This is a genomic window from Bradyrhizobium sp. CB1015 (assembly GCF_025200925.1).
GTDB lineage: Bacteria > Pseudomonadota > Alphaproteobacteria > Rhizobiales > Xanthobacteraceae > Bradyrhizobium.
On the sequence record NZ_CP104174.1, the window covers coordinates 1,005,470 to 1,025,362 of the forward strand.

Sequence of the window (19,893 nt, forward strand, 5' to 3'; positions counted from 1 at the left end):
TGCGGTGAGCATGAAGCACTTGTCTACGGTTCCGCGAAGTGGTTCTTTGCACGCAAAGGCTGTGGGGGGCGTGATGGCGCGGTCCGAACAAGACGAGCTTGAAGAAACGGCGCTGCCTGCGGTGCTCGTCCGACGTAGTGATTTGCCCGTGCCTCTGAGCCATCCATCCCGGAGCTTCTTCGGCGGGCTTCCCAAGTTGCCGCCGCAATTTGATTGGCCGGCGGCAGAGGTCAGGGCATCTGAAGAGCTGGAAGCAGTTGCGCTCACATTCGTAGCTCAAATTGACCTGGCTGACGTGCCTGGCGCCGGCTGGTCGCCGCTTCCGACGCGGGGCACCCTCTATTTCTTCTGCAGCTCTGCATTTGTTGGCGAAGGACATCCTCCCTGCCGCGTACTTTATAGTCCGAGGGACGGTGGCGCGTATCCCGACCGAGCGCCGCCGCCGGATCTGATGCCGTTGGCAGGCACCAACGGTGATTACCAGGTCAAATGGCTCGATCCCAACCAAGATCTTCATTCCAGGGTCGAGTTCAAATATCCGATCTCCTTCCGACCGTTCCGCGACTTCTACTTCCGGGAGGACGCCGTCGGAGGGGAGCTTATGGTCAGAGAATTGCGTAAGGCGCTGGGTCCGGGCGAGCCGCACCGGAATGATCTGCTCAAATTCCGCAGCGTCGCCGAATACGGGAAGGACGAGGATTGGCCCTTTAACTGGCTCCTGATCACCTTCGTGGTCCGGTCGGTCTTGTCGCACGTCCAAGACGATCTGAAGCGTGGATTTTACGGCAAGCCGCTCACCGCCGAATCAATTGTGGAATTGCAGCACCTTCGCGCTGGTGCAGTCGGGTGGCTCGAACGATGTCGGGCGCTTACCCCAATGGATGACGTTGACCCGGATATAAAGGCGAGCTTCAGATCCTGGTGGTTCAACGTTGTGCATGCCTACAAGAAGCTGGACGGGCAGGTGCGCACATATGCGCGTACAATCGTGGACGACCTCGGCAATGCCATCAACCATACGGTCCGCTGCATGGCGACTCACGATACCGATATTTCCGACCACGCGCCCTCCAGCTACGTCACGAACCTGGTGCGGCAGAACCGCTGGAAGACCCCGAGCGTGGACGAGGGCGCGCGCCGTCACTTCAGAACAGCGCTTCATCAGATGCTGGGATACGGGAGCGGCCCGCAAGATTCGACCGAGGTGCACCTGGAAGACGTGTTGTTACTTCAAATTCAGGGTGATCCCGCTTTCTTCAATTGGCACGCCAACATTGGTGGCGTGCTCCATTTCTGGATCGATCGCGATGCTCTTGTCCAACGCGACTTCTCGAACGTCGTCGCCACATACGAGTGCGACTAGACCGAGCCCTGCCGTTCTCCGATATAGCTGGTCAACTTCGCCGTGATGGTTCAAAAGCTCCTGGCTCTGTTCTTGAGGTCCACGCCATGAAGCTTCCGACCATCACCCCCGCCGATATCCGCCGCGCGCTGCTTCTGCGCGAGGAGATCGCGCTGCTCGATGTCCGATATGAGGCTGCTTTTGCCACCGGCCATCCGCTGTTCGCCGCCAACATGGCCGCCGACCGGATTGCGATCGAGGCCGAGGTGCGGCTGCCGCGCAAGGACGTTGCGATCGTGCTCTATGATGACGGCGAGGGGCTGGTCGCGTCCGGCACCGAACGTCTGGCCGCACTCGGCTACACCAATGTCAGCGCACTCGACGGCAGGCTGCAGGCGTGGCGCGATGCGGGCTTCGAGGTGTTCGAGGACGTGAACTCGTACTCCAAGGCCTTCGGTGAGCTGGTCGAGTCGCGCCGCCACACGCCCTCGCTGAGCGCCGACGAGGTGGCAAAGCTCATCGCCGACAAGGCCAATATCGCCATCCTCGACGTCCGCCGTTTCGACGAATATGCGACCATGAACATCCCGGGCTCGGTCAGCGTGCCCGGCGCGGAACTGGTGCTGCGGGCGGGGCAGGCTGCGCCCGACCCCGAAACGACGATCATCGTCAATTGCGCGGGCCGCACCCGCTCGATCATCGGCACGCAGTCGCTGATCAATGCCGGCGTGCCGAACAAGGTGCGGGCGCTGCGCAACGGCACCATCGGCTGGACGCTGGCCCGGCATGCGCTCGATCACGGTGCCGACAGGCGCGGCGCGATCGGCCCGTTCGAGGGCGGCCCGGCCAATGCCCGCGATGTCGCCTATCGCGCCGGTGTCCGCCATATCGGAGCGAACGAGATGGCTACGCTGGTCGCAGAGACCCATCGCACGCTCTATCGCTTCGACGTGCGCGACGCCGAGGACTATGCGGCCGGTCATCTCCCCGGCTTCCGCCATTATCCCGGCGGCCAGCTCGTGCAGGAAACCGACATGGCGGCGCCCGTGCGCGGCGCACGCATCGTGCTGACCGACGACAGGAGCGTCCGCGCCGACATGACGGCGTCGTGGCTGGCGCAGATGGGCTGGGAGGTCTACGTGCTCGAAGGCGGCTATGACGGCGCGCTCGAGGTCGGCCCACCGCAGGTCTTGCCGAAGCCCGATCCGGCACATCGCTACCGGCGGCCTTATGAAGGCACCGATGTGGCGGAATCCGCGATGCAGGCCTATCTTGATTGGGAATACGGTCTCGTCGAGCAGCTCCGCCGCGACGGCACGCACGGGTTCTATGTGATTTGACGTGCGTGATCCGCGTTCAGCGTCAATACATGACCGTCACCCTGAGGTGGCCGCTTCTTAGCGGCCCTCGAAGGGCGACGGCCCGGCTGCATCGGAGGCCGTTCATCCTTCGAGGCTCCCGGCGCGATGCCGGGCATCGCGCCATTCGCACCTCAGGATGACGGGCAGTATTGGGAGCGCGCGGATAAACGGGTCTGGTACACCAAGCTCATCCACTGCGCCGGCCATCTTCTCCCCCGTATCCGTCCCCTATTGTGCTGCGCACCGTCCGCGGTCTATGAGCTGCGGCAAAGCTGCGATTTACGGAGATGCCATGTCCGCCCCAGGCCAAAGCCCTGAGCGAAGCGCCAAGGCGCTGCTGCTCGAAGGCGTCAATGATAGCGCTGTCGACCTTTTCAGGGGCGCGGGCTTCACCAATGTCGAGCGGCTGACCAAGGCGCTGGACGGCGCGGAGCTGCGGCGCGCGCTCGAGGGCGTGTCGCTGCTCGGCATCCGTTCGCGCACCCAGATCACCGATGAGGTGCTCGGGGCGGCCGACCAGCTTCTCGCGGTCGGCTGCTTCAGCGTCGGCACCAACCAGGTCGAGCTTTCGGCGGCGCGCAAGCGCGGTATTCCCGTCTTCAACGCCCCGTTCTCCAACACGCGCAGCGTCGCCGAGCTCGTCATCGGCGAGATCGTGATGCTGCTGCGGCGGATCTTTCCGCGTTCGGTGTCGGCCCATGCCGGGGGCTGGGATAAGTCGGCGGCCGGCAGCCGCGAGGTGCGCGGCCGCACGCTCGGCATCGTCGGCTACGGCAATATCGGCTCGCAGCTCTCGACGCTCGCCGAGGCCATGGGCATGCGCGTGATCTATTTCGACCGCACCGACAAGCTTCGCCACGGCAACACCGAGCCGGTCGAGAAGCTGGAAGAGCTGCTGGCGCAGAGCGACGTCGTCAGCCTGCACGTGCCGGAGACGCCTGAGACTGCGGGCATGATCGGCGAGAAGGAGCTGCGGGCGATGAAATCAGGCTCGTTCCTGATCAACAACAGCCGCGGCACCGTGGTCGATCTCGATGCGCTGGCGCGTGCCCTGCGCGATGGCCATCTCGCCGGTGCGGCGGTCGACGTCTTTCCCGTCGAGCCTTCGTCCAATGCCGATCGTTTCAAGAGTCCCATTCAGGGCCTCGAGAACGTCATCCTCACCCCGCATATCGGCGGCTCGACCGAAGAGGCGCAGGAGCGGATCGGCGGCGAGGTGGCGCGCAAGCTGGTCGACTATTTCATCACCGGCTCGACCATGGGCGCGGTGAACTTCCCGGAGGTGCAGCTGCATCTTCGTCCCTCCGGCGCACGCTTCAGCCATGTCCATCGCAACGTGCCGGGCATGTTGCGGCGGCTGAACGAGGTCTTCCTCCAGCGCGACATCAACATCGCCGCGCAATATCTGGAGACCGCCGGCGACCTCGGCTACGTCGTGCTCGACGCCGATCTCGGTGGTCAGGATTCCGGCGAGCTGCTGCAGCAGATCCGCGGCCTCGAGGGAACGGTCGGCGCGCGGCTGGTGTTCGAGCATTAGAGCGTTTTCGAGCGAAGAATACCGGTTCGCGTCAAGAAAACGCGTCGCGGCTGCTCGAAGTCTCCAGCCTGGCGGCCGTCAAGCGGGATGGCCGCCATTTCCATTTGTGCTCGATTCGCTGATCTGCTCGCGGGCTTCGCGCGCCGGGTCGGCAAAACGCATCGTCTTTGACAATCCGAGCTACCCTGTTTATATAGTTCGCATGCGAAATAATGACGCCGGCGCGAGGCACCATCGGCTGATCTACCTGCTGAGTGTCGCCCATCGCCGGCTGCAGCGCTGGATGGCGGCGCGGCCCGAAAGCGAGGTGACGCCGGCGCAGGCGGGGCTGCTGTTCATCCTCGGCAGGCAGGATGGCGTGCTGATGGGCGAGGCGGGCGCGGCACTCGATCTCGGGCCGGCCGGCATTTCCGGCCTCGTCGACCGCAGCGCTGGGGCGAGGCTGGTCGAGCGGCGGGCCGACCGCGAGGATGGCCGCGCCTTTCGCATCTGGTTGACGCCGAAGGGGCGCACCGCGCTGGCACAGGCGAAAGCGAGCGCGGCGGAGGTCAATGCGGCGCTGACAGAAGGATTCACCGCCGCGGAAATCGACGTCGTCGCACGCTGGCTGACGAGCATTCAGGACAAGTTTCCAAGAAGTTCAGACGAATAACCACGGAGCAGACCAATGACCGAGCACGTCCGGATCGAGAATAGCGGCGGAATTCTCACCCTCACGCTGGCGCGTCCCGACAAGAAGAACGCGCTGACCGATGCGATGTACGGCAAGCTCGCCGACACGATCGAAGCCGCCGAGCTCGACCCATCCGCCCGCGTGATCCTGATCCGCGGCGAGGGCGACATGTTCACCGCCGGCAACGACGTCGGCGAGTTCGCGGCTGTCGCGGCCGGCAAGTCCGAAGGCAGCCGCAACGTGGTGCGTTTCATCCAGTCGCTGGCGCGCTGCACCCGGCCGCTGGTCGCAGCCGTTCAGGGCCGTGCCGTCGGCGTCGGCACCACGATGCTGCTGCATTGCGATCTCGTCGTGCTCGCCGACAACGCGCAATTGTCGACGCCGTTCGTCAGCCTCGCGCTGGTGCCTGAAGCCGCCTCCAGCCTGTTGATGCCGGCGCGCATCGGCCACGCCCGCGCCTACGAGATGTTCGCGCTTGGCGAAACCGTGCCGGCCAAGTCGGCACTGGAATGGGGCCTCGCCAACCGCGTGGTGCCGCTCGACAAGCTCGATGCCGAGGCACTTGCGCTGGCGCAGCGTCTCGCCCGCCAGCCGGCCGGGGCCCTCATCGCGACCAAGCGGCTGATGCGCAACGGCGAGGCGCTGGTCGCGCAGATGCAAGCCGAAGGCGAGCAGTTCGCGCAGCGCCTGCGCACCGCCGAAGCGCGCGAGGCGTTTACGGCGTTTGCGGAGCGCCGCCCCCCGGATTTCACCAAGGTGGCGTGAGCCGGCTGCCCCTGACGGACGGCGACTCCGGGGCGCGCTTATGATTTGATATAAACCTTAACGAAACTTTGGCATGTGGCCGTGCAAGATGACCGCTCTCGGCGAGCGGGTCTTTGGGTCCATGTCTATTTTTAAGAAATCGGTAAGCACGCTGCTCCTGGTTCTGATGACGCTGCTGGCGGCCGGCGCGCTGACCAGCACGGCCATCCAGATGGTCGGGGCTTTCGGCCGCTATAGCGACAGTCTGGAGACCGCGCGGCTGGCGAATGCCGACAAGTCGATCTTCCATGGCGTGGTTGCCCTGCGCAGCAATCGCGGCGATGCCCAGAGCGCGCTGCTCGGCGAGGACGATGCGCGCGCCAAGCTCGGCGCCGCCGAGAAGGCCGAGCAGGCCGGTTTCGACGCGATCAGCGCCGCGCTCTCCACCGTCGAATTCGCTAGCCGCGACGAGCTCGCCGGCACGCTGAAGCAGCGCTGGAATGAAGCCGCGCCAAAATTCCAGTTGTTCTACGACGAGGCCAAGCTGCCGCGCGCCGAGCGCAAGCTGGAGCGCACCGCAGCCTGGTACGATGCGGTCACCAAGGTGATCGAGACCGCCAATCTCGCGTCCACCGCGGTGTCGAACCGCGCCTGGATGAACGATCCTTACATCGCCCGCATGATCCAGGCTCGCCGCCTCGCCTGGCAGGTGCGCGATCGCTACGGAATCCAGTGCTCGACCCTGCGGCCGAACGTCAACGCCAGCAAGCCGCTCGACGAGACCCAGAAGCAGACCGTGGCCGGATGGAACGGCGTCGTCACCGCCGGCTGGGCCGGCATGGAGGAGCTTCTGGCGACGCCTGACGTGGCGGCGGAGCTCGTCAACACGGTCAAGGAGGCGAGGGCCAAGACCGACGGCGCCCTCAAGCAGATCGGCGAGCTCACCAAGGGCTTCGACGGCAGCGGCCGCCCCGCGATGCCCGCCTCGGAATGGAACGCATTGTGCCAGTCCCCCTTCGCGTCCATCGTCGCGGTCGCGAACAAGGCGCTTGACCTGTCGATCGCGCGCGCGGAGGCGGTTCAGGCGAAAGCGCTGACCAATCTCATCGTGCAATCCTTCGCGTTCCTGCTCGCGCTGGCCGTGACCCTCGCCGGCGTGTTCGTGGTGCGCAACCGCCTGATGCGGCCGGTACGCGCCATCCTCGACGCCATCGCCCGCATCAGCGCGCGCGATTATGCGACGCCGGTGCCGCAATCGCGGCATCCCGACGAGTTCGGCACCATGGCGGCTGCGCTCGAAAGCCTGCGCGAGAGCGCGGCGACCGCGGAGCGGCTGGGTAAGGAACGCGAATCGCAGCAGGCGCTTCAGCTCGCCCGCTCCGGCACCGTCGATGCCGCCTGCCGCAGCTTCGACGATACGGTGCAGGCGGTGATCCAGAGCGTTGCGGCCTCGACGCGGGAGCTCGACGCCACCGCAAGCGGCGTGCGCTCGCTGGTCACGGAATCGAGCAGCCAGACCGCGGCGGTCTCCTCCGCCGCCGAGCAGGCCACCAACAATCTCGAGACCATCGCTGCCGCGACCGAGGAGCTCTCCGCATCCGTGGGCGAGATCTCCGCGCAGGTGCAGTCGAGCGCGCGCGAGGCCCGCGAGGCGGTAGCCCAGGCCGAGCAGACCAATGCGACGGTCGAGATCCTCGATCAGACGGCCAGCCGCATCGGCGAGGTCGTGAAGATGATCAACGCGATCGCGGCCCAGACCAATCTGCTGGCATTGAACGCCACCATCGAAGCCGCGCGCGCGGGCGAAGCCGGCCGCGGCTTCGCCGTGGTCGCGGGCGAGGTCAAGAGCCTCGCGGCGCAGACCGCGACGGCGACGGAAGAGATCTCGCGCCAGGTCGAGGAGATCCAGGGCGCCACCGGCCAGGCGGTCGCCGCGATCCGGTCGATCGGCGGCGCCATCAGCGGCATCGACGAGAAGATGACGGCGATTGCCGCCGCGGTCGAAGAGCAGCGCGCCGCGACGACGGAAATCTCGCGCAACTTCCAGCAGGCGGCCCAGGGCACCCGCGAGGTCACCGACACGATCGGCAGCGTCGCCAGGCTCAACCAGGAGACCGGCAACGCCGGCACGGTGCTGTCGGAGTCCGTCAAGAAGATGTCGGCGGATGCCGATCGTCTTCGTGTCGCGGTCGAGGGTTTCCTGGGCGCCGTGAAGAGCGCCTGATTTCGTACTCTTTCCATTGGACGTCGCGCGGGCATTGCCGCCGCTCGGCACTGCGGGTACATCTGTGCCGCCCTCGCTCCCGCGAGCGCAGCCACAGACGCAAGACACATCAGGGATGGAGAGTTCGATGCCGGTCACCCCACACAAGGCCCAACGCCCCTATCGCGGCGTGTTCCCGGTCGCGCCCACCATCTTCGACGAGCGCGGCGAGCTCGACCTCGAGGGCCAGCGCCGCTGCATCGATTTCATGATCGATGCCGGCTCGCACGGCATTTGCATCCTCGCCAATTTCTCCGAGCAGTTCGTGCTCACCGATGCCGAGCGCGAGACGGTGATGCACACGGTGCTGGAACATGTGGCCGGCCGGGTTCCCGTGATTGTCACCACCACCCATTTCAGCTCGGCCGTGTGCGCGGCGCGCAGCAAGCAGGCCGAGGCGGCCGGCGCCGCCATGGTAATGGTGATGCCGCCCTATCACGGTGCGACCTTCCGCGTCCCCGAGAAAGGCATCGTCGAATTCTTCAAGGTGCTCTCCGGCGCAATCGATATCCCGATCATGATCCAGGACGCGCCGGTTGCCGGCACGCCGCTGTCGGTCGAGTTGCTGGCGCGGCTGTCGCGCGAGTTTTCCAACATCCGCTATTTCAAGATCGAGGTGCCGGGCGCGGCTTCGAAGCTGCGCAGCCTGATCGAGGCGGGCGGCAAGGACATCGAAGGCCCGTGGGACGGCGAGGAGGCGATCACGCTGCTCGCCGATCTCGACGCCGGCGCGACCGGCGCCATGACCGGCGGCGGCTATCCCGACGGCATCCGCCAGATCATCGATCCCTATTTCGCCGGCGATCGCGAGAAGGCGAAGGCCGCCTATGAGCGCTGGCTGCCGCTGATCAACTACGAGAACCGCCAATGCGGCCTGATCGCCTGCAAGGCCATGATGCAGGCCGGCGGCGTGATCAAGTCGGAGACGGTGCGTCATCCGCTGCAGCCGCTGCATCCGGCAACGCGAGCGGGTCTGCTGGAATTGGCCAAAGAGCGCGACGCACTGGCGCTCAGGTGGGGGAAATAGCGGAGCCAAACATTCAGTGTCGTCCCGGACAAGCGCGCCTCAAGCGCGCGCAAATCCGGGACCCTATAACCACAGGGAGAAGTTTGACGAAGACTGGGAGTTGGCAGCTCGCCTCATAGCCGCTCCCTGGGGTTATGGGTCCCCGCGTTCGCGTCGCGTTCGCGGGGACGACATCGAGAGAGAGGCCGCCTCCAACCTCACTTCGCCGGCTGTAAGGCGTCGAATTAACGCGATTCCGCCAGTTTCCCATAGCCCGGCGATGGCTTATTGTACGCTCGCCAACCGGCCCTGCGGAGAATCCCAAGGCATCGCGCAACAGCTCTTCTTTTGCCACTATCCCGAGCCAGGTTGGTGCAAACCGACAGAACAGGGAGGCAGTGCCATGACGATGAGGCCGGATCCCACCTTTCACGCATCGCCCAAGCTTGCGATGGAAGCGCCTGCGGAGAACTTTGCTTACACCTTGCTGCTCAGCCCGGATTTCTCAAAGCCGGACGCTCTCGCGGTCATCGACGTCAAGCCGGGATCGCCGACCTATAGCCAGATCGTCCACACCGTCACGATGCCCAACAAGGGCGATGAGTTTCATCACTTCGGCTGGAATGCCTGCTCCTCCGCTCTGTCGCCGCTCGCCGGACACGCCTTCATCGAGCGGCGCTATCTCATCATCCCCGGGCTGCGCTCGTCGCGCATCTACGTCATCGATACCAAGCCCGATCCGACGAAAGCCAAGATCCACAAGATCATCGAGCCAGAGGAGGTCTTCAAGAAGACCGGCTACTCGCGGCCGCACACGATCCATTGCGGGCCGGACGGCATTTACGTGAGCACGCTGGGCGGCGGCGGCAAGGACGGCACCAATGGACCTCCGGGCGTCTTCATCATGGATTGCGAGACGTTCGAAGTGCTTGGACGATGGGAGATCGACCGTGGCCCGCAGACGCTGCATTATGATTTCTGGTGGAATCTGCCGCGCGATTACATGGTGACGAGCGAATGGGCGTTACCGCCGCAGTTCGAGAACGGGATCGTCCCGGAAGATCTGCTTGCGAATAAATATGGACATCGTCTCCACTTCTGGGACCTTCGTGCCCGTCGCAACGTCCAGACCATCGACCTCGGCGCCAATCATCAGATGGCGCTGGAGGTGCGGCCGGCGCACGATCCGGTTCGCGAGTACGGCTTCGTCGGTGTCGTGGTCGACACCACCAACCTCGAGGCGTCGATCTGGACCTGGTGGCGCGAGGATGGAAGATTCCATGCCGAGAAGACGGCGACGATCCCTCCTGAACCCGCGCCCAAGGAGAAGCTGCCGCCGCTGCTGCAGGGATTTGGCGCTGTGCCGCCGCTGGTGACGGACATCGACCTGTCGATGGACGACCGGTTTCTCTATGTCTCGTGCTGGGGGACGGGTGAGATGCGCCAGTACGACGTCAGCGATCCCAGAAAGCCGAAGCTTGCGGGCTCAGTCCACATCGGCGGCATCGCGCGGCGCACGCCCCATCCGAACGGAAAGGCCTTTGCGGCGGGTCCGCAAATGGTCGAGATCAGCCGCGACGGCCGGCGCGTGTACTGGACCAATTCGCTCTATTCCACCTGGGACGACCAGTTCTATCCCGACGGGGTTCCGGGCGTGGAAGTCATGGCCAATGTCGGTCGCAACGGCGGCCTCGAGCTCGACAAGGACTATTTCGTGAGCTTCCCCGACGGATATCGTGCGCACCAGATCAGGCTCGAGGGCGGCGACTGTTCGACGGACTCCTTTTGCTACCCCTCGGTCTAGATGGGACGCATGCGAGCCCGGCCCTTGGCTGGCTGTGGCTCGCGCTTGTTGCGAGCGGTCTCTACCACGGGGTCAATCCGGGAATGGGATGGCCGCTCGCCGTTTCGGCCGGGCTCATGGACAAGAGCCCGCGCGCGCTCTTGCGTGCATTGTGGGCTCTGGCGGCCGGGCATCTCCTGGCAACACTTCTCGTGCTGCTGCCGTTCGCGTTCCTGCTCGTGCTGGCCGAATGGCAGCGTCCGATCCAGATCGGTGCGAGTCTTCTCGTCATCGGCTTTGGCGTCTATCGGCTGATCGACCGGCGTCATCCGCGCGCGCTGGCACGGATTCCGCCGACGCAATTGGCGCTCTGGTCATTTGCCGTCGCCATCGCTCACGGCGCTGCTCTGATGCTCGTGCCGATCTATCTCGGGCTCTGCCAGGCCTTCGAGCTCGATGCCGGCCATGACGCGGCGGGCGCGCTGATGAAGGCAAATCTCGGGATGGCGGTGCTGGTGTCCCTGGTGCACGTTGCCGCCATGGTCGGCGCCGGCGGATGTCTGGCGTGGCTGGTCTACCGCCATCTGGGATTGAGGTTCGTCTCGCGAAGCTGGTTCAACCTGGATGCAGTCTGGGCGACCAGCCTCGTTGTGGTTGGCGCGGTGGCGCTCGCTTTCAATCTTGCGAGCTGGCGTTGAGGCCTACCGCACCAAAAGCCCACTCGCCGATGATGCGAAATCTTGCCTTGGCATCATCCTGCTTGAACAGCGCGATGCGATCGACCGCCAGCGTCTCGATCCCCAGCGCCGCAAACCTTGTCCGCAGCATCTGAAGGATCGGCCCGCGCCGCTCCGCATCCAGTCGCCCCGTCAGCGTCATGTGGAAGCGGAATTCTCCCATCACGTAGGGATAGCCCCAGCGGTCGAGATAGTCGCGCTGCCGCTCGCTGAGCTTCTCCGGCTTGCGCCGGGCGCGATCTTCCGCCGTCAGCGTGGCGCGAAACGGGTCGAACTCGCGAACGCAATCGGCGGCAAGTTGCTCCAGCGTCTCGACCGGCTCGGCCGGAATCACGGCAATGAAGCCGCTGATGGAATCGACAATCGGCCGGATCACCGGACGCGGCCGCGCCTTGCCGGCGAAGGCCGCGCAGGCGGCCATCAGCTCGGCTTCGGTGTTGCCAGGCGCCAGCGCCATCGGCGCCTTCAGCGTGGCGTGAAAGCCGTATTTGCGGGGATCGGCGCTGACCTCGCGCCAGTCCCGCGCGACATGCAGCGCTTGTTGCGGAAACGGCAGCTCGTCTCCGGTATAGGCGTCATAGCCGAGCAGCTCGGCGCCGAAGCGGGAGAGGGCGCTGTCGCTGCCGGCGGCAAAATAGATCGCGTAGCGGGGGAAACCTGTCATTAGCTCAGCATAACCAATTTACGCCGCGACAACAGCCTCGCGCGGCGCCGCCATTGCGGTGAGCAGCCGCGTCGCATCGGTGAGATGCACGAGCCTGCCGCCTGAGATCACCGCGATCAGCCGCGGCCGCAGCTCCACGCTGTCGTCGACGAGGAGAATGTCGGCGCGGCGTCCCTCCGCGAGCAGGCCGCGATCGGTGAGGCCGGTTGCGCGCGCCGGGCCGGCGGAGACCAGATCCCAGGCCTGAGCCAGCGGCACCACGCCATCGGCAGCCAATCGGAACGCGGCGAGCAGCTGCGCGGGATAGTAATAGTCCGACGCCAGCACCGAGCAGAGCCCTTTGGCGATCATGTCGGAGGCCCTGGTCCAGCCGGTATGGCTGCCGCCGCGCACCACGTTCGGCGCGCCATAGACGATGGCATCGCCGTGGCTGGCCGCAGCCTGCGCCGTCTCCTCGTTGATCGGAAATTCCGCGATCAAGGCGCCGAGCTCGCGAAACTCCCGGCGCATCGCCGGGCTCGCGTCGTCGTGCGAGAGCATCCGCACCTCGGCCCCGCGGGCCGCGGCGGCCAGCCGCGACACCGAGGCGGGCACCTCGTCGGCGCGCGAGACCACACGCTCGACCAGCCGGTCGAATTCTTCGCTCGACAGACCGGTGCGCTCCATCATGCGGTTGCGCTTGCGCGGATTGGAGATGTCGGCAACGACGCCGTCCATATGATCGTTAAAGGCAAACAGGTCGACGCGGCCCTCGCTGAGCCACTGTGCGATCTCGGTTTCGGCATCGAGATTGTAGGTCTCGTGCCGCAGGTGGAAGCGGGTGTCGGCAGCGAATTGCGGACGCTGCCGCTCGATCGCCTCCATCAGGCCGCGCGCATTGTCGGCGCAGCGCAGGCCCGGCTCCCAGGAGCAGGTCGTGGCGTGAAACACGGTGGTGATGCCGTTGCTGATCGCCTGGCGGTCGCTGTCGGCGAGCGCAACGTCGATCGGAAAGTCGACGCCGGCGCGCGGCATCATCTGCCGCTCGAAGGCATCGCCATGCAGATCGACGATGCCGGGTAGCACCAGCAGGTCGCGGGCATCGAGCGCCAGCCGTGCATGGCTGCGAGAGGCATCGAGCTCTGCAATGTCCGTTCCGGAGACGAGAAGAGAGGTTTCGACGAGCTCGGCGCCGACCAGGGCCCGGCCGCCTTCAATGAATATGTCTGTCACGCGACCGCGCTTCGTTTGCTGGCAGGGGAATTGGTGAGTGAGCTCGCCCGTGCTTCGTATGCCGAGAGGAAATCTTCAATCCCGAGCTTGCGGAAATCGGGCAGCGCCGCGCGCAATTTGTCGTGATCCCAGTCCCACCAGGCAAGCTTTGCAAGCCGTCCGGCGATCTCCTCCGAGAACCGCCGCCGCACGATACGAGCCGGTTGCCGGCGACGATGCTGTAGGCCGGCACGTCCTTGGTGACGATCGCGCCGGCGGCGATCACCGCGCCGGTGCCGATGTTGCGGCCCGGCAGCACGATCGCGCCATGACCGATCCAGACGTCATGGCCGATATGAACGTGATGTTGGCGCCGCCAGTCGAAGAACTCGAAATCGTCGCTTTCACCCTCGAAATAGGCGCTGGAGCGGTAGGTGAAGTGCGCCTGCGTGGCACGATGCATCGGATGGTTGCCGGGATTGATGCGGGTCATCGCCGCGATCGAGCCGAATTTTCCGATGGTGGTGTAGGCGATCTGCGCATCGTTCACGACATAGGAGTAATCGCCCATCGCCACTTCATGCAGGATCGTGCGCGCGCCGACCTCGGTGTAGGCGCCGAGCTTGGTCTCATGCAGCTTGGCCGAGGGATCGACGGTCGGCTGAACCGAAAGAGCTTTGGCGGCCATGTTGCATCCGAAGTGCGAGGGCGGGCGTTTCTCTTCGAGCGGCTAGATGACGATGTCATGACAACGAGATGACAGGGGATGACGTGCGTAGGATCGCCGCACCGCAGCGCGTGTGTCACACAAGTGTTAAGCACGGGCGTTAGCGGTTGGCTCCAGCTACTCTGGAGCCCCTGTATGCTGGTGGTTGAAGGCCTGACGTGTCGCTTCGGCGCGAAAGCCGCGGTGGACGACGCTTCGTTTCAAGTTTCCCCCGGCGGCTTCGTCGGGGTGATCGGGCGATCCGGCGCCGGCAAGTCGACATTGCTGCGGACCATCAATCGCCTCGTGATGCCGACCGGGGGCCGCATCCTGTTCGACAGTGTCGACGTCACCCGGCTGCGCGGCAGGGAGCTGCGGCAGTGGCGCGCCCGCTCGGCGATGATCTTCCAGCAGTTCAACCTGGTCGGCCGCCTCGACGTGCTCACCAATGTCCTGATGGGTCGTCTTGCGACGATGCCCGCCTGGCGCTCGCTGTCGCAGGCCTGGCCCGAGCACGACAAGGCGCTGGCGATGTCGGCGCTCGAGCAGTTCGACATCGCTTCGCTCGCCGCCCAGCGCGCCGACCAGCTCTCCGGCGGCCAGCAGCAGCGTGTCGCGATCGCCCGCGCGCTGGTGCAGCAGCCCGACATCATCCTCGCCGACGAGCCGATCGCCTCGCTCGATCCGCGCAACACCAAGATCGTGATGGATGCGCTTTTGCGCATCAACAAGCATTTCGGCATCACGGTGCTCTGCAACCTGCATTCGCTCGATCTGGCGCGGACCTATTGCGATCGCCTGATCGGCATGGCGGCCGGGCGCGTGGTATTCGACGGCGCTCCGTCCGCGCTGACCGATCACGTCGCGCGCGAGCTGTACGATCTCGAAGCCGGCGACGTCGTGGGTGGCCTGCCTGTCCCGGCGCCCGAAGGCGTGCCGGCGCTCGGAACCGCCGCGGCCGCCTGAGCCGCGTCGCATTTGTTCAATTGCCAGTTTTGCGTCAACGACACCAACCGATGAAGAGGGTATCATGATCACTCGCAGATTAATCCTGGCCGGCGCCGCTGCGCTCGCCTTCACCGCCTCCGCCTCGGCCGACGACTGGAAGGCGAAGTATCCCGAGCTGACCTTCGCCGTCGTCCCGGCCGAGAACGCCTCGGGCGTCACCGAGCGCTGGACGCCGTTCGTGGACTATCTCTCGAAGCAGCTCGGCGTGAAGGTCACGCTGCGCATCGCCAGCGACTACGCCGCCGTGATCGAGGGCCAGCGCGCCGGCAACATCCATATCGCCAGCTACGGCTCGGCCTCGTTCGCGCGTGCCCGACTCACTGGCGTCAAGACCGACGCCTTCGCCAACGACATCAATGCCGACGGCTCGACCGGCTATTACTCGGTGTTCTTCGTCAAGGCGAGCAGCGCCTACAAGAAGGTCGACGACCTCAAGGGCAAGAATCTCGGCCTGGTCGACCCGAACTCGACCTCGGGCAACAACGTGCCGCGTTTCGAGCTCGACAAGATGGGAATCCACGATGCCGACGCCTATTTCGGCAAGGTCGTCTTCACCGGCAGCCACGAGAACGCGATGCTGGCGCTGGCGCAGGGCACCGTTGACGTCGCCGCCAACCAGTGGACCAGCGACGACGATTCCACGCTGGCGCAGATGCTGACCAAGGGCATGCTGAAGAACGCCGACGGCTCGGCGATGAAGAAGGACGACTTCCGCATCATCCACAAATCGGCGCCGATCATCAACGGACCCTATGCCTACAATTCCGACCTGCCGGAAGACGCCAAGACCGCCATTGCCAAGGCGTTCTTCGACGCGCCGGCCAAGGACAAGGCTGCGTTCGACCGTCTCTCCGACGGCCAGAAGAAGGGCTTTCATCCCGCCACCACCAAGGACTGGGACGGCACGATCGAGCTGATCAAGTTCGTCGACGCGCTGCGTAAGAAGAAGGCGTCCTGAGTCCTCGGGACGATGCACCTGAGTCGGGTCCCATGGACCCGGCTCTTTCTTTGACGGGACCTATTTCGACCCAATGACGACAGCGGTTTCGATCCTCCCCGAGCAGCAGCTCGCCGCGCTCAACGCTGCCTATCGCCAGGCGGTTTCGCGGCGACGGCTCCGCCTGCTGTTAGGGGCCGGTGTCTTTGCCGCCGCGCTGGCTCTCGCCGCGATCGGCGCCGAAGTCAATTTGCGCACGCTGTTCACCTATTTCGGCAACTTCGTCAGCTATTTCGACCGCATCCTCACGCTCGACAGCGGCCAGCGGGTCTGGACCGATGTCGGCGAGTGGTTTTGGGGCTGGCGCAAATGGCTGAAGATGCTGGGCGAGACCCTGCTGATCTCCTATGTCGGCACGCTGATCGGCGCGACCTTCGCCTTCGCCCTCAATTTCTTCGCGGCCGAGAACACCTCGCCCGCGCCCTGGCTGCGCCTCGTCGTGCGGCGCCTGCTCGAATTCGCCCGCACCGTCCCCGGCATCGTCTTTGCGCTGGTCTTCGTCATCGCCTTCGGGCTCGGGCCGATGGCGGGCGTGCTGGCGATTGCGATCCACTCCACCGGAGCGCTCGGAAAACTGTTCTCGGAGATCGTCGAGAATGCCGACATGAAGCCGGTCGAGGGCATCCGCTCCACCGGGGCGAGCTGGCTCTCCTGCATGCGCTTTGCCATCGTGCCGCAGGTCAGCGCCGGCTATGCCAGCTACGCGCTGCTGCGCTTCGAGATCAATGTCCGCGAAGCCTCCGTCATGGGCTTCGTCGGCGCCGGCGGCATCGGCCAGGAGCTCGTCGTCGCCATCCGCAAGTTCTACTATTCGGACGTCAGCGCCATCCTGCTCACCATCGTCGTCACGGTCTTCATCATCGACATCACCACCGGCTGGTTGCGCGGCAGCCTGTTCGGCAAGGAGGCGCGGACGTGACGAGGCCGCAGGAGGTCGACACCGCGCAAATTCGCGCGCGCTATCCCGATGTGTTCGATCGGCCGGCCTCGGCACGGCTGGCGACGCCCGCGATGATCGTCGCCGCGTTCGCGATCCTGATTTACGGTCTCGTCGATCTCGACTTCTCGCCGTCGCGCTTCTTCGCCGGCCTCAGCCAGCTCGGCTGGATCAGCCTGATGATGATCCCGCCGGATCCCGGCTCCTCGCTGCCGATCTATCTGAAGGCACTCGGCGAGACGCTCTCGATCGCGCTGCTCGGAACCACGCTGGCGGCGGTGTTCGCGCTGCCGGTGAGCTTGCTGGCCGCACGCAACATCGTGCCGTCGAACATCCTGCGCTTTCCCGTCAGGCGCTTGCTGGATTCGATCCGCGGCGTCGATACGCTGATCTGGGCGCTGGTGTGGATCAACGTGGTCGGGCTCGGCCCGTTCGCCGGCGTGCTCGCCATCGCGGTGGCGGATTTCGGCGCCTTCGGCAAGCTGTTCTCGGAGGCGATCGAGAGCGCCGACCAGAAGCAGGTCGAAGGCATCCGCGCCTCCGGCGGCAGCGCCCTGCACGAGATCCGCTTCGGCCTGCTGCCGCAGGTGCTGCCTGTCATCGCCGGCCAGGTGCTCTATTTCATCGAATCCAACACGCGCTCGGCGACCATCATCGGCATTGTCGGTGCCGGCGGCATCGGCCTCCAGCTCGCCGAGCAGATCCGCGTGCTGGAATGGCAGAAAGTGTCGTTCCTGATCCTGATGATCCTGGTCGCGGTCGCCGCGATCGATTTCATCTCCGGCAAGCTGCGCTTTGCGATCATTGGGCGAAGGGCGGTGGCGTGAATTCCTCGCCTCTCCCCGCCTGCGGGGAGAGGCCGGAATTTGCGAAGCAAATTCCGGGTGAGGGGGCTCTCCGCGAGTCCGTCTCTCACCGTCATTGCGGGAGCAGCCCCTCACCCCAACCCTCTCAGCGCGAGCGAAGCTCGTCGCGGCCCCGTAAGAACGGGGAGAGGGAGAACAGGCCCCTCACCCGTTTTCCACCAGAAACTCCACCCGCTCCGCGGCAAACCGCGAGTGCTTCGTCACCAGCGGCTTGCCCGTGAGATCGTGGTCGGTGGCGTCCACCACCAGGATCGGCCGCCCCAGCGCCAGATCGAGCCGTGCGGCGTCGGTGGCGTCGACGATGCCCGCGGTGATTCGCGTCGCGCCGCGGCGATAGTCGCGGACGCCAAAATGCTGCAGCAGCTTGGTCATCGAGCGCGTCGCCGCGAACACGGCGCCCGCATCCGGGAACAGGTCCGCCGACAGCCAGGTCGTCGACACGCAGATCGGCGTGCGGTCGGCAAGGCGTATCGCCTCGATCCGCACCAACGGCGCGCCGGTCTTTAATCCCAGCTCTCGCGCGAGCTCGCGTGTCGCGACGTCATCGGTCGCCTCGATCAGCCGGCCATGCGGCTCGCGACCGTCCGCGCCGACGATCTCGGAGAAGCGCGTGCGCGAACGCAAGGGATAAGCGAGCTTCTGTGCCTCGACATAGGTTCCGCTGCCGCGCTCGGCGCGCACCAGGCCGCGCTCGGCAAGGGCTGCCAGCGCGCGCCGCACGGTGTGGCGGTTGACGCGATAGGTTTCGGCGATCTCCATCTCGCCCGGCAGCTTGTCGCCGGCCGCAAAGCGGCCGTCGGCGATGCCGCGCTCGATGCCGTCGGCAACGAGACGCCACAGCGCGACGCCCGAGGAGGCTGTGTCCTGCATGCTCATGTCGCGGGAAACCTTACTCCAGAAATCACAGCATTGTCACGAAACAGTCATGGCGCATCCTTATGAAGTTGTCTATTATCATAGACAACTTCGATGCGGCAAGTTCTGTCAAAAAGTTCGGTGGACCAGGTGACCCAGCACAACAACCAGCAAGCCCAGCGCAAGGCCGCAATGGCGGTGCTGGCGCACGCGGAGGCGGGCGAGATCGCCGCTCGCCTCCGCAACTTGGCCCTCCCCGACCATCAGGACCTGCGCACGCCGGAGAACGGCCTCGTCATGCTGCGCGGCCGGGTCGGCGGCGACGGGGCGCCGTTCAATCTCGGCGAAGCCACGGTGTCGCGCGCCGCGGTGCGACTTGCGAGCGGCGAGGTCGGGTTCGGCTACACGCTCGGCCGCGACGGCGAGAAGGCGCATCTGATCGCGCTGTGCGATGCGCTGGTGCAGTCGTGCGATTTCGGCGAAGCGGTGGAGCGCGACGTTATCGCGCCGTTGCGCGAGCAGCTTATGGTCAGGCGCAAGCAGGCGGCGCAAGCGACCGCCGCGACGAAGGTTGATTTCTACACCATGGTGCGCGGTGAGGGGTGAGATCATGACCACGATTGCGGAACTGCCGCCGGGTTTCGCCGACAAGGTGCTGTCGGCGCAATCGACCTTTCGCTCGGTCATGGACGCCATGGCGCGGCCGGGCTCGGTTCAGCGCATTGTGCCGATGGCCGGGACGCCTGATACGATGATGCGCGGCACCGCCGCGATCGCGCTGACGCTGTTCGACCACGACACGCCGCTCTGGCTCGATGCGCGGATGGCGGAGAGCGCGGACGTGACGAAGTGGCTCAAGTTCCACACCGGCGCGCCGGTCGTGCAGGATTCATCGATCGCCTCGTTCGCGCTCATCGGCGACGGCGGTGCGCTGCCTTCGCTCGAGCGCTTCGCGCTCGGCACGAGCGAGTATCCGGACCGGTCGACCACGGTGATCGTCCAGGTCGACAGCCTCGCCTCCGGGCGCAGCTTCGAGCTGCGCGGCCCCGGCATCGACGGGCTCGCCACGCTGCAGGCGTCGGTCAAGCCGTTCGACCTGTTCGAGCGCCTGCATATGAACGAAGCGCTGTTTCCGCGCGGTATCGATGTGGTGCTGGTCGCCGATGACGCCGTGGTTGCGATCCCCCGCACCACCCGCGCCGTGAGCAAGGGAAGCTAGAAGC

General features: G+C 65.5%; 18 protein-coding genes and 1 pseudogene. 15 read left to right on the top strand and 4 right to left on the bottom strand.

Going from position 1 to position 19,893, the window contains the following annotated elements:
- Window positions 1-73: 73 nt before the first annotated feature.
- The 9 genes from N2604_RS04565 to N2604_RS04605 all read left to right on the top strand — a co-directional run bounded on the left by N2604_RS04565 (window position 74) and on the right by N2604_RS04605 (window position 11,407).
- Window positions 74-1,363: a YwqG family protein gene (locus N2604_RS04565; protein WP_260374003.1), complete on the top strand. Its 1,290-nt coding sequence runs from the start codon at window positions 74-76 to the stop codon at window positions 1,361-1,363.
- Window positions 1,364-1,449: 86 nt separating this feature from the next.
- Window positions 1,450-2,682 carry a rhodanese-like domain-containing protein gene (locus N2604_RS04570; protein ID WP_260374004.1) on the top strand — a complete coding sequence of 411 codons (1,233 nt, stop codon included), beginning with the start codon at window positions 1,450-1,452 and terminating at the stop codon, window positions 2,680-2,682.
- A 313-nt stretch (window positions 2,683-2,995) separates the two neighbouring features.
- Window positions 2,996-4,240: a phosphoglycerate dehydrogenase gene (gene serA, locus N2604_RS04575; RefSeq protein WP_260374005.1), complete on the top strand. Its 1,245-nt coding sequence runs from the start codon at window positions 2,996-2,998 to the stop codon at window positions 4,238-4,240.
- A 202-nt stretch (window positions 4,241-4,442) separates the two neighbouring features.
- Window positions 4,443-4,892: a MarR family winged helix-turn-helix transcriptional regulator gene (locus tag N2604_RS04580; protein ID WP_260376175.1), complete on the top strand. Its 450-nt coding sequence runs from the start codon at window positions 4,443-4,445 to the stop codon at window positions 4,890-4,892.
- 15 nt (window positions 4,893-4,907) lie between these two features.
- Window positions 4,908-5,678: an enoyl-CoA hydratase gene (locus N2604_RS04585; RefSeq protein WP_260374006.1), complete on the top strand. Its 771-nt coding sequence runs from the start codon at window positions 4,908-4,910 to the stop codon at window positions 5,676-5,678.
- 121 nt (window positions 5,679-5,799) lie between these two features.
- Entirely contained in the window at window positions 5,800-7,881 is a 2,082-nt protein-coding gene (locus tag N2604_RS04590; protein ID WP_260374007.1) for a methyl-accepting chemotaxis protein, read from the top strand.
- Window positions 7,882-8,008: 127 nt separating this feature from the next.
- Window positions 8,009-8,947 (top strand): dihydrodipicolinate synthase family protein, encoded by a 939-nt coding sequence (locus N2604_RS04595; RefSeq protein WP_260374008.1) that lies wholly within the window; start codon window positions 8,009-8,011, stop codon window positions 8,945-8,947.
- 382 nt (window positions 8,948-9,329) lie between these two features.
- The gene (locus tag N2604_RS04600; RefSeq protein ID WP_260374009.1) at window positions 9,330-10,730 is read left to right on the top strand and encodes a selenium-binding family protein; all 1,401 of its coding nucleotides are present in this window, start codon (window positions 9,330-9,332) and stop codon (window positions 10,728-10,730) included.
- 83 nt (window positions 10,731-10,813) lie between these two features.
- Window positions 10,814-11,407: a hypothetical protein gene (locus N2604_RS04605; protein WP_260374010.1), complete on the top strand. Its 594-nt coding sequence runs from the start codon at window positions 10,814-10,816 to the stop codon at window positions 11,405-11,407.
- Here the strand turns inward: N2604_RS04605 and N2604_RS04610 are convergent.
- The 3 genes and pseudogenes from N2604_RS04610 to N2604_RS04620 form a co-directional block, all read right to left on the bottom strand.
- Window positions 11,385-12,110, bottom strand: a complete 726-nt coding sequence (locus N2604_RS04610) for a DUF1045 domain-containing protein (protein WP_260374011.1) — start codon at window positions 12,108-12,110, stop codon at window positions 11,385-11,387. The genes N2604_RS04605 and N2604_RS04610 overlap by 23 nt on opposite strands.
- An 18-nt stretch (window positions 12,111-12,128) precedes the next feature.
- Window positions 12,129-13,322 carry an alpha-D-ribose 1-methylphosphonate 5-triphosphate diphosphatase gene (locus tag N2604_RS04615; RefSeq protein WP_260374012.1) on the bottom strand — a complete coding sequence of 398 codons (1,194 nt, stop codon included), beginning with the start codon at window positions 13,320-13,322 and terminating at the stop codon, window positions 12,129-12,131.
- Window positions 13,319-13,989: pseudogene (locus N2604_RS04620) on the bottom strand (chloramphenicol acetyltransferase). The gene N2604_RS04615 and the pseudogene N2604_RS04620 overlap by 4 nt, the downstream one beginning before the upstream one ends.
- A 174-nt stretch (window positions 13,990-14,163) precedes the next feature.
- On the opposite strand from N2604_RS04620, the gene phnC reads away from it, so the two are divergent.
- The 4 genes from phnC to phnE (N2604_RS04640) all read left to right on the top strand — a co-directional run bounded on the left by phnC (window position 14,164) and on the right by phnE (N2604_RS04640) (window position 17,776).
- Window positions 14,164-14,973, top strand: coding sequence for a phosphonate ABC transporter ATP-binding protein (gene phnC, locus N2604_RS04625; protein ID WP_260374013.1), 810 nt, complete (start codon window positions 14,164-14,166; stop codon window positions 14,971-14,973).
- Window positions 14,974-15,037: 64 nt separating this feature from the next.
- Entirely contained in the window at window positions 15,038-15,973 is a 936-nt protein-coding gene (gene phnD, locus N2604_RS04630) for a phosphonate ABC transporter substrate-binding protein (RefSeq protein WP_260374014.1), read from the top strand.
- A 73-nt stretch (window positions 15,974-16,046) separates the two neighbouring features.
- Entirely contained in the window at window positions 16,047-16,931 is an 885-nt protein-coding gene (gene phnE, locus N2604_RS04635; RefSeq protein WP_260374015.1) for a phosphonate ABC transporter, permease protein PhnE, read from the top strand.
- Window positions 16,928-17,776: a phosphonate ABC transporter, permease protein PhnE gene (gene phnE, locus N2604_RS04640; protein ID WP_260374016.1), complete on the top strand. Its 849-nt coding sequence runs from the start codon at window positions 16,928-16,930 to the stop codon at window positions 17,774-17,776. The genes phnE (N2604_RS04635) and phnE (N2604_RS04640) overlap by 4 nt, the downstream gene beginning before the upstream one ends.
- A 183-nt stretch (window positions 17,777-17,959) precedes the next feature.
- Here phnE (N2604_RS04640) and phnF read toward each other — a convergent pair whose 3' ends face one another.
- Window positions 17,960-18,691 carry a phosphonate metabolism transcriptional regulator PhnF gene (gene phnF, locus N2604_RS04645; protein ID WP_260374017.1) on the bottom strand — a complete coding sequence of 244 codons (732 nt, stop codon included), beginning with the start codon at window positions 18,689-18,691 and terminating at the stop codon, window positions 17,960-17,962.
- Window positions 18,692-18,811: 120 nt separating this feature from the next.
- On the opposite strand from phnF, the gene phnG reads away from it, so the two are divergent.
- On the top strand, window positions 18,812-19,276 hold the full coding sequence (phnG, locus tag N2604_RS04650; protein ID WP_260374018.1) for a phosphonate C-P lyase system protein PhnG: 465 nt from the start codon (window positions 18,812-18,814) through the stop codon (window positions 19,274-19,276).
- 4 nt (window positions 19,277-19,280) lie between these two features.
- Complete coding sequence (gene phnH, locus N2604_RS04655; protein ID WP_260374019.1) at window positions 19,281-19,889, top strand: phosphonate C-P lyase system protein PhnH; 609 nt, start codon at window positions 19,281-19,283, stop codon at window positions 19,887-19,889.
- Window positions 19,890-19,893 lie beyond the last annotated feature (4 nt).

Bases quoted from the DNA above. Each gene is read 5' to 3' on its own strand.
- phnD (WP_260374014.1), top strand. From the start codon at position 15,038: ATGATCACTCGCAGATTAATCCTGGCCGGCGCCGCTGCGCTCGCCTTC.
- N2604_RS04595 (WP_260374008.1), top strand. From the start codon at position 8,009: ATGCCGGTCACCCCACACAAGGCCCAACGCCCCTATCGCGGCGTGTTC.
- N2604_RS04605 (WP_260374010.1), top strand. From the start codon at position 10,814: ATGGGATGGCCGCTCGCCGTTTCGGCCGGGCTCATGGACAAGAGCCCG.
- N2604_RS04610 (WP_260374011.1), bottom strand. From the start codon at position 12,110: ATGACAGGTTTCCCCCGCTACGCGATCTATTTTGCCGCCGGCAGCGAC.
- phnF (WP_260374017.1), bottom strand. From the start codon at position 18,691: ATGAGCATGCAGGACACAGCCTCCTCGGGCGTCGCGCTGTGGCGTCTC.
- N2604_RS04600 (WP_260374009.1), top strand. From the start codon at position 9,330: ATGACGATGAGGCCGGATCCCACCTTTCACGCATCGCCCAAGCTTGCG.
- serA (WP_260374005.1), top strand. From the start codon at position 2,996: ATGTCCGCCCCAGGCCAAAGCCCTGAGCGAAGCGCCAAGGCGCTGCTG.
- phnH (WP_260374019.1), top strand. From the start codon at position 19,281: ATGACCACGATTGCGGAACTGCCGCCGGGTTTCGCCGACAAGGTGCTG.
- N2604_RS04590 (WP_260374007.1), top strand. From the start codon at position 5,800: ATGTCTATTTTTAAGAAATCGGTAAGCACGCTGCTCCTGGTTCTGATG.
- N2604_RS04580 (WP_260376175.1), top strand. From the start codon at position 4,443: ATGCGAAATAATGACGCCGGCGCGAGGCACCATCGGCTGATCTACCTG.
- N2604_RS04570 (WP_260374004.1), top strand. From the start codon at position 1,450: ATGAAGCTTCCGACCATCACCCCCGCCGATATCCGCCGCGCGCTGCTT.
- N2604_RS04585 (WP_260374006.1), top strand. From the start codon at position 4,908: ATGACCGAGCACGTCCGGATCGAGAATAGCGGCGGAATTCTCACCCTC.
- N2604_RS04565 (WP_260374003.1), top strand. From the start codon at position 74: ATGGCGCGGTCCGAACAAGACGAGCTTGAAGAAACGGCGCTGCCTGCG.
- phnE (WP_260374015.1), top strand. From the start codon at position 16,047: ATGACGACAGCGGTTTCGATCCTCCCCGAGCAGCAGCTCGCCGCGCTC.
- phnC (WP_260374013.1), top strand. From the start codon at position 14,164: ATGCTGGTGGTTGAAGGCCTGACGTGTCGCTTCGGCGCGAAAGCCGCG.